At 47.0% G+C, this 22,823-nt stretch carries 20 protein-coding genes; 17 read left to right on the top strand and 3 right to left on the bottom strand.

The features are described 5' to 3' along the window. Positions 1 to 53 precede the first annotated feature (53 nt). From AC3RCI_RS22950 to yajC, 4 genes are all read left to right on the top strand, one after another. On the top strand, positions 54 to 2,138 hold the full coding sequence (locus tag AC3RCI_RS22950) for a SpoIID/LytB domain-containing protein (protein WP_492526579.1): 2,085 nt from the start codon (positions 54 to 56) through the stop codon (positions 2,136 to 2,138). Positions 2,139 to 2,145: 7 nt separating this feature from the next. Continuing rightward, positions 2,146 to 3,174 carry a tRNA preQ1(34) S-adenosylmethionine ribosyltransferase-isomerase QueA gene (gene queA, locus AC3RCI_RS22945; protein WP_492526577.1) on the top strand — a complete coding sequence of 343 codons (1,029 nt, stop codon included), beginning with the start codon at positions 2,146 to 2,148 and terminating at the stop codon, positions 3,172 to 3,174. Positions 3,175 to 3,227: 53 nt separating this feature from the next. Continuing rightward, complete coding sequence (gene tgt, locus AC3RCI_RS22940; protein WP_095289474.1) at positions 3,228 to 4,364, top strand: tRNA guanosine(34) transglycosylase Tgt; 1,137 nt, start codon at positions 3,228 to 3,230, stop codon at positions 4,362 to 4,364. A gap of 66 nt (positions 4,365 to 4,430) precedes the next feature. Beyond that, complete coding sequence (gene yajC / locus AC3RCI_RS22935; RefSeq protein WP_095289475.1) at positions 4,431 to 4,745, top strand: preprotein translocase subunit YajC; 315 nt, start codon at positions 4,431 to 4,433, stop codon at positions 4,743 to 4,745. Positions 4,746 to 4,832: 87 nt separating this feature from the next. Here the strand turns inward: yajC and AC3RCI_RS22930 are convergent, their stop codons facing one another. Then, a complete protein-coding gene (locus tag AC3RCI_RS22930) occupies positions 4,833 to 5,225 on the bottom strand; it encodes a TIGR04086 family membrane protein (RefSeq protein WP_095359806.1) in 393 nt (130 codons plus the stop codon). Positions 5,226 to 5,408: 183 nt separating this feature from the next. On the opposite strand from AC3RCI_RS22930, the gene AC3RCI_RS22925 reads away from it, so the two are divergent. Next, positions 5,409 to 6,149 (top strand): YetF domain-containing protein, encoded by a 741-nt coding sequence (locus tag AC3RCI_RS22925; protein ID WP_402876411.1) that lies wholly within the window; start codon positions 5,409 to 5,411, stop codon positions 6,147 to 6,149. Positions 6,150 to 6,160: 11 nt separating this feature from the next. Here AC3RCI_RS22925 and spoVB read toward each other — a convergent pair whose 3' ends face one another. After that, positions 6,161 to 7,771: a stage V sporulation protein B gene (gene spoVB, locus AC3RCI_RS22920; RefSeq protein WP_492526575.1), complete on the bottom strand. Its 1,611-nt coding sequence runs from the start codon at positions 7,769 to 7,771 to the stop codon at positions 6,161 to 6,163. Positions 7,772 to 7,998: 227 nt separating this feature from the next. Between spoVB and AC3RCI_RS22915 the strand changes: the two genes are divergently transcribed. The 6 genes from AC3RCI_RS22915 to AC3RCI_RS22890 all read left to right on the top strand — a co-directional run bounded on the left by AC3RCI_RS22915 (position 7,999) and on the right by AC3RCI_RS22890 (position 14,515). Beyond that, entirely contained in the window at positions 7,999 to 8,238 is a 240-nt protein-coding gene (locus AC3RCI_RS22915) for a post-transcriptional regulator (protein WP_095289489.1), read from the top strand. A 91-nt stretch (positions 8,239 to 8,329) separates the two neighbouring features. Next, the gene (secD, locus tag AC3RCI_RS22910) at positions 8,330 to 9,580 is read left to right on the top strand and encodes a protein translocase subunit SecD (protein WP_354482026.1); all 1,251 of its coding nucleotides are present in this window, start codon (positions 8,330 to 8,332) and stop codon (positions 9,578 to 9,580) included. Then, the gene (gene secF / locus AC3RCI_RS22905) at positions 9,570 to 10,478 is read left to right on the top strand and encodes a protein translocase subunit SecF (protein ID WP_492526573.1); all 909 of its coding nucleotides are present in this window, start codon (positions 9,570 to 9,572) and stop codon (positions 10,476 to 10,478) included. Before secD ends, secF begins: the two co-directional genes overlap by 11 nt. A gap of 73 nt (positions 10,479 to 10,551) precedes the next feature. Beyond that, on the top strand, positions 10,552 to 11,517 hold the full coding sequence (locus tag AC3RCI_RS22900; RefSeq protein ID WP_095289481.1) for a cation diffusion facilitator family transporter: 966 nt from the start codon (positions 10,552 to 10,554) through the stop codon (positions 11,515 to 11,517). A 40-nt stretch (positions 11,518 to 11,557) separates the two neighbouring features. Continuing rightward, on the top strand, positions 11,558 to 13,966 hold the full coding sequence (gene recJ / locus AC3RCI_RS22895) for a single-stranded-DNA-specific exonuclease RecJ (RefSeq protein ID WP_492526571.1): 2,409 nt from the start codon (positions 11,558 to 11,560) through the stop codon (positions 13,964 to 13,966). Between the two features lie 36 nt (positions 13,967 to 14,002). Then, positions 14,003 to 14,515: an adenine phosphoribosyltransferase gene (locus AC3RCI_RS22890; protein WP_095289483.1), complete on the top strand. Its 513-nt coding sequence runs from the start codon at positions 14,003 to 14,005 to the stop codon at positions 14,513 to 14,515. A 186-nt stretch (positions 14,516 to 14,701) separates the two neighbouring features. Here AC3RCI_RS22890 and uraA read toward each other — a convergent pair whose 3' ends face one another. Beyond that, positions 14,702 to 16,018, bottom strand: a complete 1,317-nt coding sequence (gene uraA / locus AC3RCI_RS22885) for a uracil permease (protein WP_492526569.1) — start codon at positions 16,016 to 16,018, stop codon at positions 14,702 to 14,704. Between the two features lie 373 nt (positions 16,019 to 16,391). On the opposite strand from uraA, the gene AC3RCI_RS22880 reads away from it, so the two are divergent. The 6 genes from AC3RCI_RS22880 to hisS all read left to right on the top strand — a co-directional run bounded on the left by AC3RCI_RS22880 (position 16,392) and on the right by hisS (position 22,634). Beyond that, positions 16,392 to 18,569, top strand: a complete 2,178-nt coding sequence (locus tag AC3RCI_RS22880; RefSeq protein WP_127538623.1) for a RelA/SpoT family protein — start codon at positions 16,392 to 16,394, stop codon at positions 18,567 to 18,569. A 12-nt stretch (positions 18,570 to 18,581) separates the two neighbouring features. Further along, positions 18,582 to 19,043, top strand: coding sequence for a D-aminoacyl-tRNA deacylase (gene dtd, locus AC3RCI_RS22875; RefSeq protein WP_492526568.1), 462 nt, complete (start codon positions 18,582 to 18,584; stop codon positions 19,041 to 19,043). Between the two features lie 74 nt (positions 19,044 to 19,117). Beyond that, a complete protein-coding gene (locus tag AC3RCI_RS22870; RefSeq protein WP_153979744.1) occupies positions 19,118 to 19,285 on the top strand; it encodes a hypothetical protein in 168 nt (55 codons plus the stop codon). Between the two features lie 325 nt (positions 19,286 to 19,610). Continuing rightward, positions 19,611 to 20,117 carry a type 1 glutamine amidotransferase domain-containing protein gene (locus tag AC3RCI_RS22865; protein ID WP_127538624.1) on the top strand — a complete coding sequence of 169 codons (507 nt, stop codon included), beginning with the start codon at positions 19,611 to 19,613 and terminating at the stop codon, positions 20,115 to 20,117. Positions 20,118 to 20,205: 88 nt separating this feature from the next. Further along, positions 20,206 to 20,658: a hypothetical protein gene (locus AC3RCI_RS22860; protein ID WP_492526566.1), complete on the top strand. Its 453-nt coding sequence runs from the start codon at positions 20,206 to 20,208 to the stop codon at positions 20,656 to 20,658. A 722-nt stretch (positions 20,659 to 21,380) separates the two neighbouring features. Further along, positions 21,381 to 22,634 carry a histidine--tRNA ligase gene (hisS, locus tag AC3RCI_RS22855; protein ID WP_492526564.1) on the top strand — a complete coding sequence of 418 codons (1,254 nt, stop codon included), beginning with the start codon at positions 21,381 to 21,383 and terminating at the stop codon, positions 22,632 to 22,634. Positions 22,635 to 22,823: the final 189 nt, after the last annotated feature.

Here is a 22,823-nt window from a genome sequence, read left to right as displayed (position 1 = left end):
TATGAAAACTTCCCGATATAACGTGTAGAAACAGCATGGAGAGGAGTTTGAACGTGGGGAAAGCATTACAAAAGAAGAAGTGGAGTCGGCGGTTAAAGGTACTGGCTGCTGCTCTCTTAACAGTGGGATGTCTGCAAGTGCCCGCTTTTGCTGCTGAGAGTAACGGGCAGATGATTCGGGTAGCCATGTTTGCGAATCTGGGGAGCACATATAAGTCAACAACCCCTCTCATTACACTTGAATCAACCGGTAAATGGAGCATTGGATCAGAGAGTGGGGCAGGAGTTACACTTCCTGCTGGTCAAATTCGCTTCAGTGCAGATGGCTTCCGCGTGAAAGTGCTGGAAACCGGGGACTTCAAGACTGCTTCAGCCGCAGCAAAATTGTTGCAGGCGACCAGTGATAAACCATTGCTGTTCACAACGACGCTGAGCGGTAAGGCCACGTATCAACTATACACAGGAAATTATGCGACAGAGGCTTTGGCTACACAAGCCGTTGCACGAGTGCAAAAGGTGGCAGCAGCCGGGCTCGGCGGTCAAAAACCAGTGGTAACTGGAAACAAACACTTGTCTGCAGGGAGCTACAGTTCGCTTCAGGAAGCGGAGGCTGCACAGGGATCGCTCTTAGCCGCTGGAGTCAATGCTATTACCGTATTGCAGCTCAGTGGCGGGGCTCAAGGATATTCAGTATGGGTCGGGGAAGCGGTAACGGAGGCCGAACTTGCAGCATTGAAAAAAACGGTGGAAGTCAAGGTGCCGGGCGTGAGCTTGACGCCAGTATCTGACAGCAATGTGCTCATGATCCGACAGGATGCGGGACTCAGCACAGATACACTGAAAACTGCTCCACATTACACAATTGCAGGCAGTGAAGCAAAAGCTTATGTGCAGGGTGATGGAAGTGGGATTAAAGTGTTGGAGCGTTCCGCACGGACATACCGCGGGGACATGGAAGTTAGTATCGTTGGCGGAGAACTGGCTTTGGTCAACGTTGTCCCGCTTGAGCAGTATCTATACTCGGTTGTAGGAGCTGAAGTATATTCATCCTGGCCGGCAGAGGCTCTAAAAGTTCAGGCCGTCGCAGCTCGGTCTTATGCTCTTCAACAGGGAGAGCGATTCAAAATCGCCAATGTTGTGGATACGACACTCAGCCAAGCGTATAACGGAATAGGCTCGGAGAACGATAAAGTAACCAGTGCAGTAGATGCAACAGCAGGTGAAGTCATCAAAAGCGGCGGTAAAATCGTTGAAGCTGTGTTCTCTTCCAATTCTGGGGGCCAAACGGCTCACCCATCCGAAGTATGGAACGGGGGAGCAGGCGTATTCAGTAATGTGGACAGCCCTGGAGATGCGTCGGCTCAGGCTGGTTTACACACATGGTACCATGTACTGCTAAGCTCAGGGGTTAGTGGATACATCCGTGAGGATAATGTAAAAGAATTGACGACTAAAACAGAAGCAGGATTGTTTAAAGTCACAGTCACTGCCCAAAATACCAACGTACGCCCCATTCCACTGATTCAATCCACGGTTGAACCTGTGGCCAAAATGAACCCGGGCACGGAGGCTGTTGTTTTGGCGAAAGTGGCTCAATCCAATGATTACGCGTGGGTAAGAGGACCGTTTACTTCCGCTGCGTTGGTTAAAGCGTTACAAGGAAAAACAACGACCACCGTTCCGGCATCCATCTCTACCTTGGAAATCACCAAGCGTGGACCTTCAGGAAGAGCTCTTGAAGTGAGTGCGAATGGACAACCCTTGACAGTCAAATATGCAGATACATATCGTTCTGCACTTGGAGGGTTGCCGAGTACTTTATTTGATATTGCAGGGACCGGAAGTTATACTGTATTAGGCGCTGACGGGCAAACCTCAAGCAAAACCGGATCAAAAGGTGCTGCTGTGTTGTCCGCTTCTGGAACGGGAACATCATCCGGTAATGCTCTTGTCGTTATGAGCGGTGATGGTCAAGCCAGAGCAGTAACCCAGGGTCAAACCTTCATGTTTATCGGCCAAGGTAATGGTCACGGATTGGGCTTGTCTCAATGGGGTGCCAAAGGTATGGCAGATGAAGGGTATGATTACCAGACAATATTGAAACACTATTATCAAAATGCGACTATTGTTAAGGAATGAATTGAAAATGAATGTGAACTTATATGATTTTGAATTACCAGAGCAGCTGATTGCACAGACGCCTTTGCTTGATCGTACAGCATCGCGGCTGCTGACATTGAACAAGGAGAACGGTGAGGTTAATCATCGCTCGTTCCCGGATATCATCAATTTTCTAGAGCCTGGCGACACACTGGTACTAAATGACACACGGGTATTGCCCGCGCGACTGTTTGGTACAAAAGAAGATACCGGAGCCAAAGCAGAGGTGCTTTTGCTGAAAAATGTGGAAGGAGACCGCTGGGAAGCTCTTGTCAAACCAGGGAAGAGGCTGAAAGCCGGTTCCGTTATTGTATTCGGTGATGAGCTTAAGGCTGTCATCGATGAAGAAGGCGAAATGGGCGCACGGACGCTTACATTCTCCTATAATGGAATCTTCCAGGAGATCCTGGATCGTTTGGGCGAGATGCCATTGCCTCCTTATATCAAAGAGACTTTGGATGACCGCGAAAGATACCAGACGGTGTATGCAAAGCACGAAGGATCAGCAGCGGCTCCAACAGCTGGGCTGCATTTTACGGATGAGCTGCTGGATCAGATCCGTGCCAAAGGCGTCAATGTTACTTTCATTACGCTTCATGTTGGTCTCGGAACATTCCGCCCAATGTCTGTTGATGTTGTGGAAGAGCATGAGATGCACGAAGAGTATTACTCGATGTCTCAAGAAACGGCGGACCTGATTAACGAAACGAAGAAACGTGGTAACCGTGTATTTGCAGTAGGAACGACGAGCTGTCGAACGCTTGAAACGGTAGGCAGCAAGTTCGAAGATGGGGTGCTTCAGGAGAGCAGCGGCTGGACCAAAATCTTTATCTACCCAGGTTACACCTTCAAAGTTATAGATGGCATGCTTACAAACTTTCATTTGCCGAAATCGACTCTTGTTATGTTAGTTAGTGCACTAGCAGGCAGAGAACATATCATGCATGCATATGAGCAGGCGATTCAAGAGAAATACCGCTTTTTCAGTTTTGGCGATGCCATGTTAATCTATTGATTCACAAAGGCATACTGAAGCTAACGATTAATTTTAGAGGATGATTAAAACCAATGGCAGCAATTACGTATGAACATATCAAAACATGTAAACAATCCGGTGCGCGTCTGGGACGTGTACATACACCGCATGGCATTATCGAGACACCAACCTTTATGCCTGTTGGTACACAGGCGACTGTAAAAACGATGAGTCCTGAAGAGTTGAAGGAGATGGATGCGCAGATTATTCTGAGCAATACCTATCACCTGTTCCTCAGACCAGGACATGAGATTGTTCGCCAGGCTGGTGGTCTGCACAAGTTCATGAACTGGGATCGGCCGATTCTGACGGACAGCGGCGGGTTTCAGGTATTCTCCCTCAGTGAGATGCGCAAAATTACAGAAGAAGGCGTTCACTTCCGTTCCCACCTGAATGGAGACAAAAAGTTTCTTTCACCTGAGGTGGCCATGGAAGTTCAGAACGCGCTCGGCTCCGATATTATGATGGCATTCGATGAATGTCCTCCGTATCCGGCTGAATATGAATATGTAAAAAAATCACTCGAAAGAACGAGCCGCTGGGCGGAACGCTGCCTCGAAAGTCATGCTCGTCCGCATGATCAAGGCCTGTTTGCCATCGTACAGGGAGGCATGCACGAGGATTTGCGCCGTCAGAGCGCCGCGGATTTGACTTCCATGGATTTCCCGGGGTATGCTATTGGTGGACTGAGTGTTGGAGAGCCGAAACATTTGATGTATGGCGTATTGGATTATACAGTACCGCTGTTACCTTCCAATAAACCACGTTACTTGATGGGAGTAGGTTCGCCCGATGCATTGATTGAGGGATCGATTCGTGGAGTGGACATGTTCGACTGTGTCCTGCCTACCCGGATTGCCCGTAACGGAACAACAATGACAAGTCAGGGACGACTCGTTGTTCGTAACGCCAAGTTTGCAACCGATTTTGGTCCACTGGATCCTGAATGCGATTGCTACACTTGTCGTAACTACTCCAGAGCTTACCTGCGTCATTTGATCAAAGCGGATGAAACATTTGGCTTGCGTTTGACGACCATTCATAATCTTCATTTCTTGCAGAATTTGATGCGCAATGTGCGCAAAGCCATAATGGAAGATCGTTTGCTTGATTTCCGTGATGAATTTTTCGATCAATATGGTCTTCATGACAACGACAAAGGTTTCTGATCAGGTTTTGCAGAACCGGAGAAACAAGCAGTAACTGTAAGTATAGTCGATAAGGGGGAGTTTTGAATGTTTCAGGTAATGCCTTTACAAGCGGCCAATGCGGGCGGTGGAATTGTATCTTTGATTGTACCTTTGGTACTCATGGTTGCGATTTTCTACTTCTTGATGATTCGTCCACAGAACAAAAAGCAAAAGCAGCGTAATGCGATGCTGAACCAGTTGAAAAAGGGCGATAAAATAGTAACGATCGGTGGCCTTCACGGTACAATCGCTGAAATTACGGATGATGTGGTTGTACTTCGTGTAAACGATGTAACTAAGCTTACATTCGACCGTAATGCGATCAGCAGTGCAGTGAGTCGTGAAACCGCTGTTGAATAGATTATTATAGTTAGTGCAGAGAACCGGATCTCTAGAGACCCGGTTCTCTTTTTCTTTTTCTCTAAAAGGTCATAAGATTCAAATTTTCTACGATCTGTGTGTATTCACCCCGAAAATTCCTCCGAGTGCCGAAATCAGAAATGCGCTTGCAAGCTGCAGACTGTCTTTCCAATTGAATGAAGCATCCAAAGCGAGGAAACCAATAAGCAATACGATCAGTCCATAAATGATACCGGTTAGCCCTCCATGGTACCAGCCTTTTTCGCCAGACCGTTTTCCCGCTACAAATCCTCCAACCAGCAAAGACAAGCCATGAACGACATACGTGTAAAGCGAAAGTTCTTGCTCCCGCATGCTGCTCATCCAGAGAAAGAGGGAGAGGATTAACGCTCCCAGTAACATCCATACAAAAGCATGGCAGAGGCCCGACAAAATCGGGTTGGACATTCGAAACGAAATCACTCGGCGAATCAGCTGCATGAAGCAACCCCCTTGTACAAGTTTGAAATTATTACATTGTATGGTCAAGCCTCTGTAGTTATGAACTGAATTTTCCATTAAATGAACAATCAAGATTCGCATGAGCATATCTGGTTCCGGTCAAAATAGGGATTACGCTTCAGGTATCTGTTTGTAAACCAGATGTGAAGGAGGGACCATGTTATGAGTTTTTCGGATATAGGAGCACATATTTTTCGAACGATTCTCATGTATTTTATCGTCTATGGAGCCATTCGGGTTATGGGTAAAAGGGAAATAGGCAAGCTGTCCATGTTCGATCTGGTTGTGTCCATTATGCTTGCCGAGATAGCAGCATTTGTCATTGAGGATACGGATAAGCCGTTGTCTCACGGCATTGTGCCCATGGTGACTGTACTTGTTGTTCAGATTGGTATGGCTTTTCTAAGTCTAAAGAGCCGTCGTTTACGACTCATGATTGATGGCAAACCGACGGTACTCATCTCCAAGGGTACACTGCATCGCGATGAAATGCGCAAACAGCGGTATAATTTGGATGACCTGCTGCTGCAGTTGCGTGAACAGAATATCGATAGTATTGGTGAAGTTGAATTTGCCATTTTGGAAACGACCGGGAAATTAACCGTTATCCCCATGAATAACTCTTCTTCGGGCCAAGGCAACAGTTCATCGCAAAATAATATGAAAAAGCCCAGACAGGACAAGATCGACGGCTTTCAAAATATTAAATATGAGGGTCTTCCCCTGCCGTTAATTATGGATGGTAAAGTCCAAGACCAAAATTTGGAGCTGATCCAAAAAACACGTTTTTGGCTGAAGAATCAGATACAACAGAAGGGCGTGCTCGATTTCAAGGATGTGTTTATTTGCTCCATCGACCATAATGGCAAAGTATTCGTAAGTTTGAAGGATGATAAAAAATAGCGATAGTCTTTTTATTTCCGAGAACGCCGTTGGAACCAGGAACCAATGATCGGCATCCGGGAGAGATCGTGAAAGTCTATCATGCGGGTCATGCCCATCACAATAAAATAAACAATAAGACCAGCAAGAGGGGCAAGGATCATTCTCAGCCAGAAGGGCAGCAAAATGGCCGTATGTTCATAAACCAAAAGGGTTGCTGCTCCCATAATAACCATGCCGGTTGCTGTTTTGACCCAATCCATCCATTTGAACCGGAACTGAAGCAAATTGCGCACACTTCTGGCATGTAAAAGAGTAACCACAGTTGAGTTCACACAGATCGCAATTACTGCACCAAAAATGCCGTATTCAGGTTTGGATGCTAGCAGCAAAATCAAAGTGATTTTAATGACCGCACCGATAAATGTATTGAGAAGAGCTTTTCCTGGACGATCGAGTGCCTGCAGAGCAGCTTGAAGAGGTGCCTGGATGTAGATAAACAGAGCAAAAGGAGCCATGAGTTTAAGCATGCTTCCAATCGATGCATCATTATACAGTACTAAACACATCGGTTCGGCAAGCACATACATAAAAACAGAAAAAGGGGCACCTGTGACGAGGGCAAGCCGCAGTGCCTGGTGCATTCGTTTATGGATGAGCGCCCGATCCCCCTGTGCGGATGCTTCAGACAGGGAGGGAACAAGTGATGTGGCAAGTGATGAAGTGAGTGCACCCGGCAGAAGCAGTAGCGGAATGATCATGCCTTGTAACGCACCATATTGAGCGGTGGCCAGTCCACGGGATATGCCTGCAAGAGCCAGACTCTGAGCGGTGACAATGGTTTCAGCAAGGTAGGAAAGTGATCCTACAAGTCGGCCTGCTGTTACGGGTACAGAGATGGCCAGGAGTCGCCTGATCAATCCTGTTTGTGATGCATTTGAATCAATGGGTATTGTGGGTGAAGGGACATTTGCATTTGGTGGGATCAGATGATTGGAGCGCTCAGGATCCTTTTTATATCTGTTATAATTCCATAGCAGTACAAGCATGCCGACAAATTCACCAACGAGGGCCCCGAGCATGGCCCCTGCTGCTGCCTGGGCAATACCTTGCGGGAGAAGCAGCCAAGAGAACCAGATCACGCAAATAATGCGTACAATGGTTTCCGTAATGGAGGAAGCGGCAGTAGGAATCATATTCTGCTTGCCCTGAAAATACCCGCGATACACCGCGGATACAGCTATGATTGCAATCATCGGACTCATGCTCACAAACGTATGATACACCCTCTCATCCGTCAGAACATAACGTGTAACCCACGGGGCAAAGACAATGCACAGAAACATGAAAATAACGCCAAGGGTCAAGGTGAAGCTTAGACTAATCTGTAATATGCGCTGGGGAGAATAGCGATTGGCCCCTGTATCTGCTTCCGCAACGAGTTTGGCAACGGCGAGCGGTATGCCTCCGGTAATCAACGTCACAAGTACGATGAAGAAAGGATAGCTCAGCTGATACAAACCAACCCCTTCTGCTCCGATCACGCGAGGCAGCGCAATACGGGGGATAAAACCGAGAATGCGATTAATAATGCCTGCTGCAAGCAGGATCATGGCTCCCTGGATAAATGTCTGTTTCTTCAAAACTACCCCTCTTTCCCGGTTGAAAGTAACAGGTCTCGTAAACGGGACAAAGCCGTTGTTCTTCATCCTATGCCAGTCCACTGTCTTCTCATGACAACTTGGACTTCATTAACAAAAAGATCCAGATCGGGCAAGCAGGAATCTGAATATATGAAGTCGAATTATGTAATATTGATGCCGCATAAAGGCTTGTGCGTAAGAAGGGAGGCGCTCCCCGCTTGGAAGAAATGAACGATATGGAGCTGGAAGAATCCATTGAGATGTTATGTCGCAGCAAGGCGGAGGAATTAAGGCTCGTCGGGTACGAATATGTGACCAGCAAAGATGTCTGGAATTGCGTTAGTCATAAATATGAAAAACAGGGCATTCCACCGCTTCATCAATTGGTGAACGACATTTTGTCACTGAAAGCAACAAGCTTTATGAACTTTATGACCGTTTCTGCATACCGGGGGTCCTCTTTCTAACGAAAGGGATCTTTTTGTGTTGGAAATTGACTGCTTTTTACGGCATCGCTATAATAGGAATATTGAGAATGAAGGGGGATCTAGGAACGGCATGAAGAGAATTATCAGTTTCATTCTGGTCGTGCTTGTGACCACAGGAGTCATGTTGGGCACAAGTCCGGGCCTGCTCAAAAATATTCGCTTGGGCCTTGATTTAAAGGGAGGCTACGAGATCTTATATGAAGCAGAGCCGCTGGAACAAGGGCAGCAAGTTACCAAAGCTTCTTTGGTACAAACTGCAAGAAGTCTGGAAAGCCGTGCCAATGCGCTCGGAACAAGCGAGCCGGAAGTAACCACTGAAGGAACCAACCGGATTCGTTTGAAATTGGCTGGTGTTACGGACGAGGCTGAAGTAAGAGCCAAAATGAAAGAACCTGCCGTCCTGACCTTCCGTAGTAAAGCGGAGAATGACAAGGAAGGCGAGTACACAAAGATCGAGCTTCGAGGAAACGAATTTGTTGAGAACGGCGCAAAAGTGACTTTCAATCAGCTGAATGAACCGATGATTGACATTCAGGTTAAGGATAAGGCGAAATTTTCTGAAATTACAAAGCGCCTTATTGGACAACCTCTGGCCATCTATCTGGATGATCAGCTGCTCTCTGCCCCAACCGTACAGCAGCAATTGACGGACGGTTCGGCGCAAATCACAGGCAGTTACACGCGTGAGGAAGCAAACCAGCTGCGTGATACCATTAACCTGGGTGCACTCCCTCTGAAACTTACAGAGAAATACTCGCAAAGCGTTGGAGCAACGCTGGGTAAATTATCACTCGACCAAACGATTAAAGCAGGCTTGATCGGTTCCGTTATTATTTTAGTGTTCATGATTGGTCTGTATCGCATTCCGGGGATCATCGCAAGCTTTGCCTTGATTACACATACGTGGCTGGTACTCGCGATCTTCTATATGGGCGAATTTGTGCTTACCCTTCCGGGTATTGCTGCATTTATTCTGGGTATAGGGATGGCAGTTGACGCCAACATCATTACGTACGAGCGGATTAAGGAAGAAATGCGGAGTGGTAAATCGATTCTGTCGTCAGTTAAGGCGGGAAGCAAACATTCCTTCCGTACCATTATCGATTCCAATATCACAACCATCATTGCTGCGGCCGTTATGTTTTTCCTGGGTACAGGTGCAGTCAAAGGTTTCGCGCTCGTGCTGATTTTTGACATCGTCACCAGCATTATCACGAATATTTTCTTCTCCCGCTTCCTGTTGACCCTGCTTGTGCGGGCTAACGTGTTGAAGAAGCCTAAGTACTTCGGAGTGAAGGAGAGTGAAATTCGTGCGCTTTAATTGGAACTTTGATTACATTAAGGGCAGTAAAATTGCCTATACGTTCTCCATTATTTTAACTTTGGCAGGGATTATCAGTTTGTTCTCCCTTGGATTGAATTATGCGGTTGATTTCCGATCAGGCTCGAATGTGGATATTACCGTATCCAAGGCAATTACTTCAGAACAAATTACTCCGATTATCAAAGACATTGGTGTGAATGAAGGCGATGTTAACATTACACCAGGTGCCGACCGAGTTAACGTTCGTTTCTCCAACGTATTGGATGAGACACAAGAGAGCAAGTTCAAAGAAGACTTCACCAAGCTGGACCCAGAGGCTTCTTATGAAGTCAATACCGTAGACCCGGAAATGGCTAAAGAGCTTGAGCGTAACGCAATCTATGCGGTCCTCATTGCAAGTATCGGGATTATGATCTACGTAGCTATTCGGTTTGAGTGGCGCTTTGCTGTGGCAGCAGTTGTTTCTCTGTTCCACGATGCATTTGTAGTGATTAGTGTTTTCTCTCTTTTCCGACTTGAAGTGAATTTGACATTCATTACAGCTGTATTGACGATTGTCGGATTCTCGATTAATGATACGATCGTTATATTTGACCGGATTCGAGAAAATCTTCGTTTTGCTAAGAAAACAACAAAAGCTGATTTGCGTGAAGTAGTTAACCGCAGTTTATCGCAAACAATGACGCGTTCATTAAATACGACATTTACGGTGTTTATTGCGTCACTTTGCTTGTTTATCTTCGGTGGAGAGTCCATTCGCATGTTCTCGCTTGCAATGGTAATCGGAACATTGTTCGGCGCATACTCTTCCATCTTTATTGCAGCACCGTTGTGGTTTACACTCAAAGGCAAGCAGACAACAAAGCCTAAAGCAACTGCCAAAGCATCCAACTAAACATCTTATTTGCAAGCCGCGTCTGTCAGGCGCGGTTTTGCAACTTTAGGTACAGAATTAAGGGGGAATTTTCATGACCAGAGAACGTATTCCAGCTGCTCAAGCGGCAACGTGGAGTGGTATTGCCGGGAATATGACACTTGCAGTGATTAAGGCTGGCGTCGGTTATATGGCGAACAGCAAATCGCTGCTTGCCGATGGTCTGTATTCTGCCTCGGAAGCTGCTTCCTCACTGGCAGGTCTCTTCCCCTCGAAGTCTGTACAGGATAGGAATAAAGCTCGCAGGGAGAAGGCCAGAGAGCATTCGCGCATGGCGAGGCCCGGGATTACGGTGCTGCTGTCCGTCTTGATCCTTATGGGAGGCCTCCAGATTGCAATCTCTGCTCTGACCGGATTGACCGGGGATGAGCCTGGCGAATCGGCAAAATACGATCATGCACTTATCGCAGCTTTTGCTGCACTTGCTGTGAAAGAAGCTATTTTCCAATTTCAATATCGATATTACCGTAGGCGCAATCAGTCGCAGGCACTGTCCTATGCTCAGGAACATCGCCGTGCGCTCTATTGTTCTCTCACCGTACTCGTAGGCATTGCAGGTTCAATGGCTGGTGAAACGATGGGGATTCATGTGCTGCTGTATATGGACCCAGCGGCTGCACTTATTGCTTCCTGCTTCGTCCTTCATAAGGGTTACCGTATGATTGTAGATACCGTCTATGGCTCGCTCGTTCAGGAACTGGAACAGGAAGAGGCCATGGATTTCAAGGAAACGGTACAACGGGTTTATGGTGTTATTACGATTGAACATCTGACTGCCCGGGAACAGGAACATGCTGTAACCGTTGAACTGGTCATTAGTGTGAATCCGAGAATTTCGGTGTTGGAAGCACAGGAAATTGCCAATCGTGCCAAGACCTTGCTATTAACCCGGTTTAGTCATGTAAAAGAAGTACAAATCCAGGCTATCCCTTATGATCCGGGATATCCATACAAATCCAATCATGAACTGCCCGATCATGAAGCGACATTAATTCAGTAATGAAGCGCGGGTCCCGTAGATCAGGAAAGGAGCGTTATCATTGCTTTATTCGCAATACCGGTGGAACACACCGAATATCGATTTGGAGGCGGCTGCGGGACTCTCGCAGGCGCTTTCCGTTTCAGCACTTGTTGGCCGTTTGCTGGTTAGCCGGGGAGTCCATAATGAAACTGAGGCAGAGCGGTTTCTTCATCCCGATCTGGGGCAGATGCATGATCCTTATCTGCTTCGGGGCATGAAGGAAGCTGTACCCCGCATCCGGCTTGCGCTCGAGCGTGGTGAACATATTTTAATTTATGGAGATTACGATGCAGATGGTGTGTCCAGTACTTCGCTGATGATCCATTTAATGCGGCATCTTGGGGCATCCTATGATATCTACATCCCTCATCGGTCCAATGAAGGCTATGGATTGCACAATCATGCGCTGGACTGGGCCCATCAGCAAGGGGTTAGTCTAATTATTACGGTTGATACAGGAATCAGTGCTGTAGATCAAATTGCATATGCGGCAACACTTGGAATGGAAGTCATCGTAACAGACCATCATGAACCGCCTGAGACTCTTCCAGAAGCGTTTGCTTTGATTAATCCCAAACTTCCCGATTGTCCCTATCCTTTCAAAGGCTTGGCCGGCGCGGGAGTAGCCTTGAAACTCGCCCAAGCCCTGATCGGTGAGGTGCCCGGCGAATGGATGGAGATTGCTGCCATTGGCACCGTCGCCGATCTCATGCCGCTTGAAGGAGAGAATCGGGTTATTGTCAGTTATGGCGTTGAGTCCATGCGGGGATCACGTCTGCCAGGCATAAGTGCGCTGCTTGAGATTAGCGGCGTGGATCAAAGCCAGGTTACATCGGTGAACATTGCCTTTGCGATGGCTCCCCGTATTAATGCCAGTGGTCGTTTGGATCATGCAGGCAGAGCTGTTTCGCTTCTTACCACCGAGAATCTGGATGAGGCTCATATGCTTGCAGGCCAACTCGATCTGTTGAATCGGGAACGCCAGCAGGTCGTCGAGGGCATTGTCCAGGAAGCCAGCGTGCAGTTGGAACATAAAATTCAGCTGTGGTCCGGCAAAGTTCCCGATGTGATCGTTCTTGCGGGAGAAGGCTGGAATGTGGGGGTTGTGGGCATCGTGGCTTCCAAAATACTGGAACGCTATTATCGTCCGACACTCATCTTGGGAATAGACCCTCAGACGGGTGTATGCAAAGGCTCTGCCCGCTCCATTGATGGCCTGGATATCTATGAGGCACTTACCGCTTGTAAACATACAATGGACCACTACGGTGGACATCCGGCAGCGGCAGGCATGACTCTTCATCGGGATCAGCTGGAAGAGCTGGAATCGGGGTTGAATGAGTTTGCAGCCGCCGTTCTGACGGAAGCGGATTTTATGCCTGAGCGACTGGCAGATGACGAGTGTAGAATTAGTGACGTGCCGCTGAAAGTCATTCAGGAAATTGACAGACTTCAACCTTTCGGCATGAGCAATCCTTCGCCTCGTTTTGTTTTGAGGAATGTCATGGTAAAAGAAACACGAACGATGGGCCGGGAGAAACGACATCTGAAACTGGTTCTCGAACAAGACGGGCAGCAGCTTGAAACGGTTGCCTTTGGCAAGGGAGCTTTAGCCGAATTTTTACCTGTGGGTACTCTTATTGATGTAATGGGCGAATTTTCCATCAATGAATGGAACGGGATGCGCAAACCGCAATTGATGCTTCAGGACATTCATGTTCCACATGCTCAAGTCTTCGATTTGCGTGGGAATGCCGATCCACTTAACACGATGAAGCAGTTCCTTGATTCACTTGAAGTACATCTAAGGTATACATCTGGCTCAATAGGTGCGATTGTCCGGAAGGATATCCATGTTTCTGAGGGAAATTCATTGTATGAACCGTGCCTTTGGGTATATGATAGAAAGGTCGGGTTGTTTCCGTATAATGCTGCAGCGCAGCATTATGGACAGGAACAGGTCCGGACGTTATTTGTGTTTGATACGCCGGAAACCCCGGAACAACTTGATGCCATGCTGGCCATGTTCAGCGGAGCCGAGAATATCATCCTTCTGCACGGATCAGGCAACCGCCGAGATCGCCTTCAGATGCCTTCCAGAGACCTCTTCAAGCGTATTTATATGCTGGTGTCGAAATGGAGAGCTGAACCGGTAGAGGAACAAGAGATTACTCCTGTGCTCAGTCGTCAGTGTGGATGTTCGCCGCGTATGATTACCATGATGCTGGATGTGTTTGAAGAGTTATCGTTCATCACCCGCAAGGATGGCAAAATATCGTTTGTGGATAACCCGCCCAAACGCGATCTGGCCTCGTCCCGTCATTATCAGGCATTGGAAAATATGGCCGAGACAGAACAGGTACTGCTGGATGCATCTACACCGCAGCTGACACAATGGATGATATCCCGGATGAAGGGCGTATCTTAGATGGAAGTTGTGTATTTATTTTAGGAGGAGATTATTTTGGATTTTAAAGAGTATATTCGTGTCATTCCTGACTTTCCACAACCGGGAATCAGCTTCAAGGACATTACGACATTGTTGAAGGATGGAGAAATGTACCGCAAGGCAATCAATGAGCTGAAAGTAATGGTTTCTGATCTCAAAATTGATGTCATTGCTGGACCTGAAGCACGTGGTTTCGTTGTGGGCGCCCCTCTGGCATACGCTCTTGGTGTCGGCTTTGCTCCGATTCGCAAAAGTGGAAAACTGCCTGGAGAGACGATTGAAGTAGGTTATGATCTCGAATATGGCAAGGATACACTTGCGATGCATACCGATGCAATTGAAAAAGGACAAAACGTCCTGATTGCTGACGATTTGCTGGCAACGGGTGGAACGATTGCAACTTCCGTTAACCTGATTGAACAATTGGGAGGAAAAGTTGTAGGTGCGGCATTCCTGATTGAGCTGTCTGACCTGAATGGACGTGCCAAATTGCCGGAGATCGATGTATTTACGCTGATGAACTACTAAGATCCCTGCAAGCGTGCTGTCTTATCACTTTAAAGTGCATCTCCCGTTTCCCGGGAAATAATATACAGCATTAATGATTATTAAAAAGCCTGCTTTCTCATTTCCTATGAATTGAGAGAGCAGGCTTTTTGGTATCTATGTTTGTAGGTAACCCGAACGCGGATGATTATGATCCGACCAAGGACATTAGTCTGGGGTTTTCTCTGTCAGCGGCTGTTTTTCCGACTGGTCATTAGACCATCCGAGTACTTCAAACAATTTGAACAACAGGCTCAGCAGGATACCTACAATAGTAGCCAGTGCCATGCCTTTCAATTGTACTCCATAAATGGATACCTGAGTTCCGCTGAGTCCGATCACAAGTACAAGCGTTGTCAGCAAGAGGTTCGTTGGTTTGGCAAAGTCTACTTTTTGCTCGACCAGGATACGCAGACCGGATGCGGCAATGACACCGAACAGAAGCAGGGATACACCACCCATGACCGGAACCGGAATGTTGGCAACAAGCGCCGAGAATGTTCCTGAAAACGAGAGCACGATCGCTATGATGGCTGCGCCACCAATAACGTAAGTGGAATAAACTCTTGTAAGTGCCATAACACCGATATTTTCACCATACGTTGTATTCGGCGTGGATCCAACAAAACCGGACAGGATAGTGGAAACTCCGTTTCCGAGCAGGGAACGATGGAGACCAGGGTCTTTGGAGAGATCCTTGCCCACAATGCTGCTCGTTACGAGCAAATGTCCGATGTGCTCTACAATAACTACGAGAGCTACGGGCAAAATAGTGAAGATAACGGACCAGTCAAACGTTGGTGTGGTGACCGTTGGCATGGAAATCAAATCAGCACTTGCAATCTTTTCCGTTTCAACTGCATCCATAAAGTACCCAAGTACATATCCGGATACAATCCCGATCAGAATGTGAATGATTTTGGGGAATCCGCGGAAGGTTACGGCTCCGATTACAGTGATACCGAGAGTTACCATGGATAAAATAATGGGCTTGGCCTGAGGAACCCAGTTGGGGTTGTTCACAGGGTCAGAGTTGATCAGCCCAGCCATGCCAGCTGCAACAGGCACGAGTTCCAAACCGATCAGGGCTACGATGGCTCCCATGACTGCCGGAGGGAACACAACATTAATCCAGCCTGTCCCGGCATATTTGATAATAAGAGCGACAAGACAGAATACAATGCCTGTTACAATAAACGCTCCGAGGGCCATAGAGTAACCGTTGTCTGGATGAGAAGCCAGAACAGACGATACGGGAGCGATAAAAGCAAAACTGGAGCCCAGGTATGCTGGTATTTTGCCTTTGCACATTAATATGTAAAGCAATGTTCCGATACCATTCATTAACAGGATCATGCTTGGATCAACCCCGAACAGGTTGGGTACAAGCACCGTGCTGCCAAACATGGCAAACAAATGCTGCAGACTGAGCAGGGAGCCAGATCCTAGTGGCATCTTCTGATTAACCTGAATTTCGCGTTGCAATGAACATTCATCTCCTTTTCCGAAACACAAATCTTCAATAGATTACAGAGTTTCTCTTAATTAAGCAATAACATTTTTTGCGATTCGGCTTCGAATGTACGTTTTTTAGCAAATATTGATTCTATTTCGAATATAAATGGCCATAATATTTAAGATAAAGGCACGGTTTAATCCCGTTAAGCGGATTATGGAGACATGGATGGACCAGTCATAAATTCTTTTAAAAATATTGGATATATGCTCTTAATCGTCAGCAGTTGACGGGAAACGGGCGAAGCGTCATAATTATAGGAAATTACTTTTACGGGGAACCTGTGTTGATGCATTTGTCACGGGTTCCATTTTGTATAGAAAGGACACGGAACAGATCAGAATGGGCATAGAGCAATTACTCGAGAAGGCCGGAGCTTATATCAAAGAACCCGATCTGGTGCGCATACGTGAAGCCTACGAATTTGCTGATCAGGCCCACCATGGACAGACGCGTAAATCGGGAGAACCGTATATTCTGCATCCGCTTGCGGTTGCCGACATTGTTGTGAACATGCAGATGGACACCATCTCCATTATTGCAGCGCTTCTTCATGATGTTGTAGAAGATACTACGGTATCGCTTGAAGAAATCCGCACTCATTTCGGCAATACGTGTGCCATGCTTGTTGACGGCTTGACGAAGCTGGAACGTATTCAGTTCCGCTCCAAGGAAGAGCAGCAGAACGAAAACTATCGTAAAATGTTCATCGCCATGGCGCAGGACATCCGTGTCATCGTTATCAAATTGGCTGACCGCCTGCACAATATGCGGACACTCAAATTTCAATCGGAAGAAAGCCAACGCAGGATTTCTTATGAGACGCTGGAGATTTTCTGTCCCATTGCCAACCGTTTGGGTATATCTGCGATCAAATGGGAAATGGAGGACATTGCTCTCCGTTATTTGAATCCGCAGCAATACTACCGTATTGCAAATCTGATGCACAAGAAGCGTGCAGAACGTGAGCAGTACATCGATACGGTGATGGATGGAATCACGACCAAGCTTGATGAGATGGGAATTCAGGCAGATCTGTCTGGTCGTCCGAAACATATTTACAGTGTGTTCAAAAAAATGACAACGAAGAACAAGCAGTTTAACGAAATCTACGATCTGCTTGCGATTCGTATTATTGTGGATAATATCAAAGATTGTTATGCTACCCTCGGCATTATACACACATTATGGAAGCCGATGCCTGGGCGTTTCAAGGATTATATTGCCATGCCTAAGGCTAACATGTACCAATCGCTCCATACAACGGTGGTGGGCCCGAATGGGGAGCCGACTGAAGTTCAGATTCGGACATGGGATATGCACCGTACTGCCGAATTCGGGATTGCGGCCCACTGGGCTTATAAGGAAGGTGCAGCAACCGGAAATAATTTTGAAGATAAAATTACGTTCTTCCGGGAAATTCTTGAGCTTCAAAATGAAGCGCAGGATGCATCTGAATTTGTCGAATCCCTTAAGATGGATTTCTTCTCTGATTTGGTATTTGTATTTACGCCAAAAGGTGAAGTCATTGAGCTGCCTACAGGTTCCGTGCCGCTGGATTTTGCGTACAGAATTCATACCGAAGTGGGTAACCGTACAATTGGAGCCAAAGTCAACGGTCGTATCGTTCCACTTGATTACCATTTGAAGACTGGAGATATCATTGAGATTTTGACGTCCAAACATTCATATGGTCCAAGTCAGGATTGGCTCAAAATTGCGAAATCATCCCATGCGAGAGCCAAGATCAAGCAATGGTTCAAGAAGGAACGCCGCGAAGAAAACGTTGAAAAAGGCCGCGAAAGCTGTGAGCGCGAGCTGAAACGTATGGGACTTGATCCTTCTGCATGGATGACGGATGACAAATTGATGGAAGCATGCAAAAAATACGCATTTAACGATATTGATGACATGCTTGCAGCGGTTGGATTCGGTGGTATTACCGCTGCGCAGATCGTAACCAAAGCAACCGAGAAATTGCGCAAGGAACAGGAAGAGTCGAGCTTGCTCGAATTGAATTCCGAAATGCGGGAGCTGAAGCCGGCACCTGAACGCAAGAATCGTCCAACGAACGGCATACGTGTCAAAGGCATCGATAACTTGCTCGTTCGCTTTGCACGCTGTTGTAATCCTGTCCCGGGTGATGACATTATCGGTTACGTTACGCGCGGACGGGGGGTATCCGTGCACCGCAGCGACTGTCCGAACATTCCTTCAAGCGGGGATGGAGAGGAAGCAGCGCGCGTCATTGAGGTGGAATGGGAAGAAAATATTGAGGCCAACTACAGTGTGGACATTGAGATTACCGGACATGATCGCAATGGACTGCTCAATGAAGTGCTTCAGGCCGTTTCCGAAAGTAAAACCAATATATCTGCCGTCACCGGACGGACAGACAAAAATAAATTAGCATTGGTGCACGTTACAATCCTGATCCGCAATACAGAGCATCTGCATTCTGTCGTCGAACGGATCAAACGGGTAAAAGATGTTTATTCCGTGCATCGGATTATGCAGTAAGGAGCCCGTCAGATGAGAGTGCTTGTACAACGTTGCAAAGAGGCTCAGGTTACAGTTGGTGACGATATAACGGGACGGATTGAATCCGGGGTCATGCTGCTCGTAGGTATTACTCATGAAGACACGGAGAAAGATGCAGTGTATCTTGCAGACAAGGTGGCAGGACTTCGCATTTTCGAGGATGATCAGGAAAAGATGAATCTTAGCCTGATGGATGTGGGTGGCGCAGTCCTTTCGGTCTCGCAATTTACACTATATGGTGACTGTCGCAAAGGGAAACGCCCGAGTTTTGCGGCTGCAGCCCGGCCAGAAGCGGCCGAGGTGTTATACGAGACCTTTAATCAACTATTGAGGGATAAAGGCATTCAGGTGGAAACAGGGAGATTCGGAGCCATGATGGATGTGTCCTTCACCAACTGGGGGCCCGTGACTTTAATGCTGGAGAGCCCGCTCCGTCAGGAAGCACGTGCATAATTCACCCGGGATCAGGCCATAATGAGGGATAGTTCTAGTGCTAGCATAAGCTGATCAAAGGAGTATCTCTCACTATGCGTCAATCTGCCAAGATAACACGTTCACGTATGGAACCACTGCTTATTCCCGGGAATCTGTATGAGTCGCTAAAGTTGGCTCGCGCAGCTTCTGAATGCGTGGCTACGATCTGGTCGACCCAGGATTCGGACAAGGGAGAACAGAGTCACCTGCCGCGTGCCTAGTTATGATAAAAATAAAGCTGTGAGCAAGCAGTCATTTTATATGTTGAAAGCTTAGTCGTATAGCAGCAGAGCCGAAAGCCTTGATTCGATACTTGAATCAGGGCTTTTTTTATGTGATGTTTTTGTTTCCGTATTGGAAAGAAACTCAATGATCGATTGCTTAAGCTGTTATAAACAGCTGCAGTTAGGGTAATAACAACACGAGGCACTGGATCGTGCCGAGGTTCAGGGTTTGTACATGGATTTACTGAATTTGTAGATTGCTAAATTCTGCAAAACCCGAATACGAAAAGATTTTTCGAACACGGAAAGGAGAACGTACGTTATGAGTAAAGTTGCTTTTTTATTGGCGAACGATTTTGAAGATTCGGAAATGCAGGTTCCATATGATGAGGTGAAAAAAGCCGGACACGAAGTGGAAATCATCGGTTTGAAGGCAGGAGAAACGCTTAAAGGTAAAGGTGGTAAGGCTTCCTATACTTCAGACAAGGCGATTGCAGAAGTGTCGGCTTCAGATTATGACGCTGTAGTCATTCCAGGGGGATCTTCTCCTGAAAATCTGCGCACGGATGCTAACATCCTGAAGTTTGTAACGGAGATTAACAGTGCGAAGAAGCCAATCGCAGCAATCTGCCATGGCCCGCAAATTCTGGCTAGCGCTGACCTGCTCAAAGGGCGAACCATTACGTCCTATCCGCCACTTAAGGATGATATGGTCAATGCAGGTGCTGAATTTAAGGATCATGAGGCTGTAGTGGACGGCAATTACATTACATCGAGAACACCAGCCGATGAGCCTGCATTTGTTCGTGAACTGTTGAAAGTCATATAATCGGTCACAGGTAAACGATTTAACTTGTTTATCAAGTTAATCTGCACAAATACATGATGTAATTTATTCCGACAAAGGAGGGTTTGACATGGCAAAGCATATTCAGGCATATTTTCGAACCGAAGATGAGGCGGAGGGTGCTAGAACTTCACTTCAGACGTTTCGAACCGAGCATTTGGAGGTAGGACAGCTGGACAGTGCGATTGGCAGAGACAAACGCATCTTACTGCCGCTGGTGCCTTATAATACAGCGGGTGGCGCAGGTACAAATGGAGCCATGGGTGTCGGTACAGCACCTGGAGTTCCAGCAAGTGAGAATGTAGTTCCAGTGGTTAGTAATGTGGATCGTAATGCTGACCGGGACCGGGATGTACACGACAATGTGAATGCGGACGGTGACCTGCTCAGAGCAGCAGACGTCTCCTCGGACGATTATGATGATCTGCATTATGTTTTGTCTGCCAAAGTCCAGGATGAGGATTATGATGAAATTGTTCATAAGCTTCGCTCCAACAATGCCTATGTGGAAGAATTGAATTAACGTGTAGATCATGGAAGAGCCCCTGCGACGCCTGACTTCAATTATGTCAGCGCGATCACAAGGGCTCTTCTGTATAAGTTTACTTTTATAAATATAAAGCGCTATCATTTTTGTAATATTACTGTAATATTAGTTACATAAGGCTTTAACATAGGGCGTTTATAATAACAAGCATGACCCCCTTTTTTTATATATCCTTTGAGCCTGCACACCGTGTGCAGGCTTTTTTTTGCTGTCTTTTGATGTTAGCCCTTGACTTTAGTACTGCGGTTCATTACAATCAGAAAATAATATGTTGACTATAGTCAATATCAGTCGTTTTCTTGAATTATATTACTGATTTGATGACGGGACCAAGTACTCCGTGCCCACATGAACAGAGAGGAATCCCTTGGCTGTAAGGATTCTCTTGATGAGCGGACGAATGACTTCCCCGAGAACAGACGGCGAACACATCAGAGCTGATTCTGATAGCCATTAGCCGGCCTGCGCAGGACGTGCGTTACACGTAGAGCGGAACGATGGTCTGATCGGATTTTTGCAAGGCAGTCCTTTACGATCAGATGATCCCCTGAACGGCGAAAGTGTCAGGAGTTCCGGAATGTGGGTGGTACCACGGGTGAATGTATATACACAATCTCTCGTCCCTTTGTTTGCTGTATGCAGCGACAGGGCGAGGGATTTTTTGTTATATAGAGAAAATAGAGGCTGGAGGGATGAAGATGGCTTTTCAGAAACCAACGGGAACACAGGATTTGCTGCCGGGCGTAGTAGAGAAGTGGCAGTTTGTCGAAGAGAAAATTAAGGATCTGTGTCGCCGTTTTAATTACCGGGAGATCCGTACACCCATTTTTGAACAGACTTCACTGTTTGAGCGAGGGGTAGGCGAAACAACTGACATCGTTGAAAAAGAAATGTACACGTTCAAGGATAAGGGCGATCGCAGCATGACACTTCGTCCGGAAGGAACTGCTGGTGTTGTACGTGCTTTTGTAGAAAATAAGCTCTATGGGGAGCCAGATGTAACGAAGCTTTATTATGTAGGTCCCATGTTCCGCTATGAGCGTCCGCAAGCTGGACGCCAGCGTCAGTTCCACCAGTTCGGGGTAGAGGCATTCGGAGCAATAGATCCGGCAATTGATGCAGAGGTTATCGCACTTGGTTATCAGTTCTGTGTTGAGCTGGGGTTGAAGGATGTCAAAGTTGAAGTGAACTCGGTGGGTAATGCGGCAAGCCGTGCTGCCTATCGTGAAGAGCTGCTGGGCTTCCTGAGACCGATGAAGGACACCTTGTGCAAGGATTGCCAAAATCGCATGGAACGCAATCCGCTTCGCGTCCTTGATTGTAAGGTAGATCAGGACAAATTTGTCGGTGCACCTTCCATTCTGGATAGCCTGGACGAGGAAGCAACAAACCACTTTGCCAAAGTTCAAGGTTTCCTGGATGATTTCGGCGTGGACTATGCAGTGAATACGCGTCTTGTGCGCGGACTGGATTATTACACCATGACAGCATTTGAATTGAAGGCCCAGGGGATTGGTGCCATTGATACCGTAGGTGGCGGCGGCAGATATAACGGCCTCGTTGGAGACATCGGCGGACCGGATCAACCGGGCATCGGTTTTGGTATTGGTCTGGAACGTATCCAACTGATACTGGAACACCAAAACATTAATGTAAGTGCCCTCACTCCACTTGATGTGTACTTTGTTGCTCTTGGAGAAGCTGCAGATCGGGAAGTAAACCGTCTGTTGTTCAAACTTCGTCAGTCCGGTCTTTCGGGTGAACGTGATTATCTGGGGCGCAAGATGAAGGCTCAAATGAAATCAGCAGATCGTTACAAAGCCCGTTATACGGCGATTCTTGGTGATGATGAGCTGGAACGTGGAGAGATTGCACTCAAAGCGATGGATACAGGTGAACAGCAAACCGTGAAACTGGAAGAGCTGATCATAACGATTCAGGGAGCCAGATAAGCTCGTACAAGCCTGCGTTAAAGTAAGTTTAGTTATGAAAATGATTCGGCAGCCTTACGGGGCCTGGAAGCCATTCAATGTGGATCTTGTCCAAGAAGGTTACAGCTCCCGTAAGTACAACGCCTTTCAATACATCGTCTTCACGCAACCGCGCTGTTAAAGTAATGGTCTTGGCCTACTTGCACAGAA

Source organism: Paenibacillus sp. MT124, from assembly GCF_058792755.1.
This window is presented reverse-complemented; position numbering and strand designations above follow the sequence as displayed.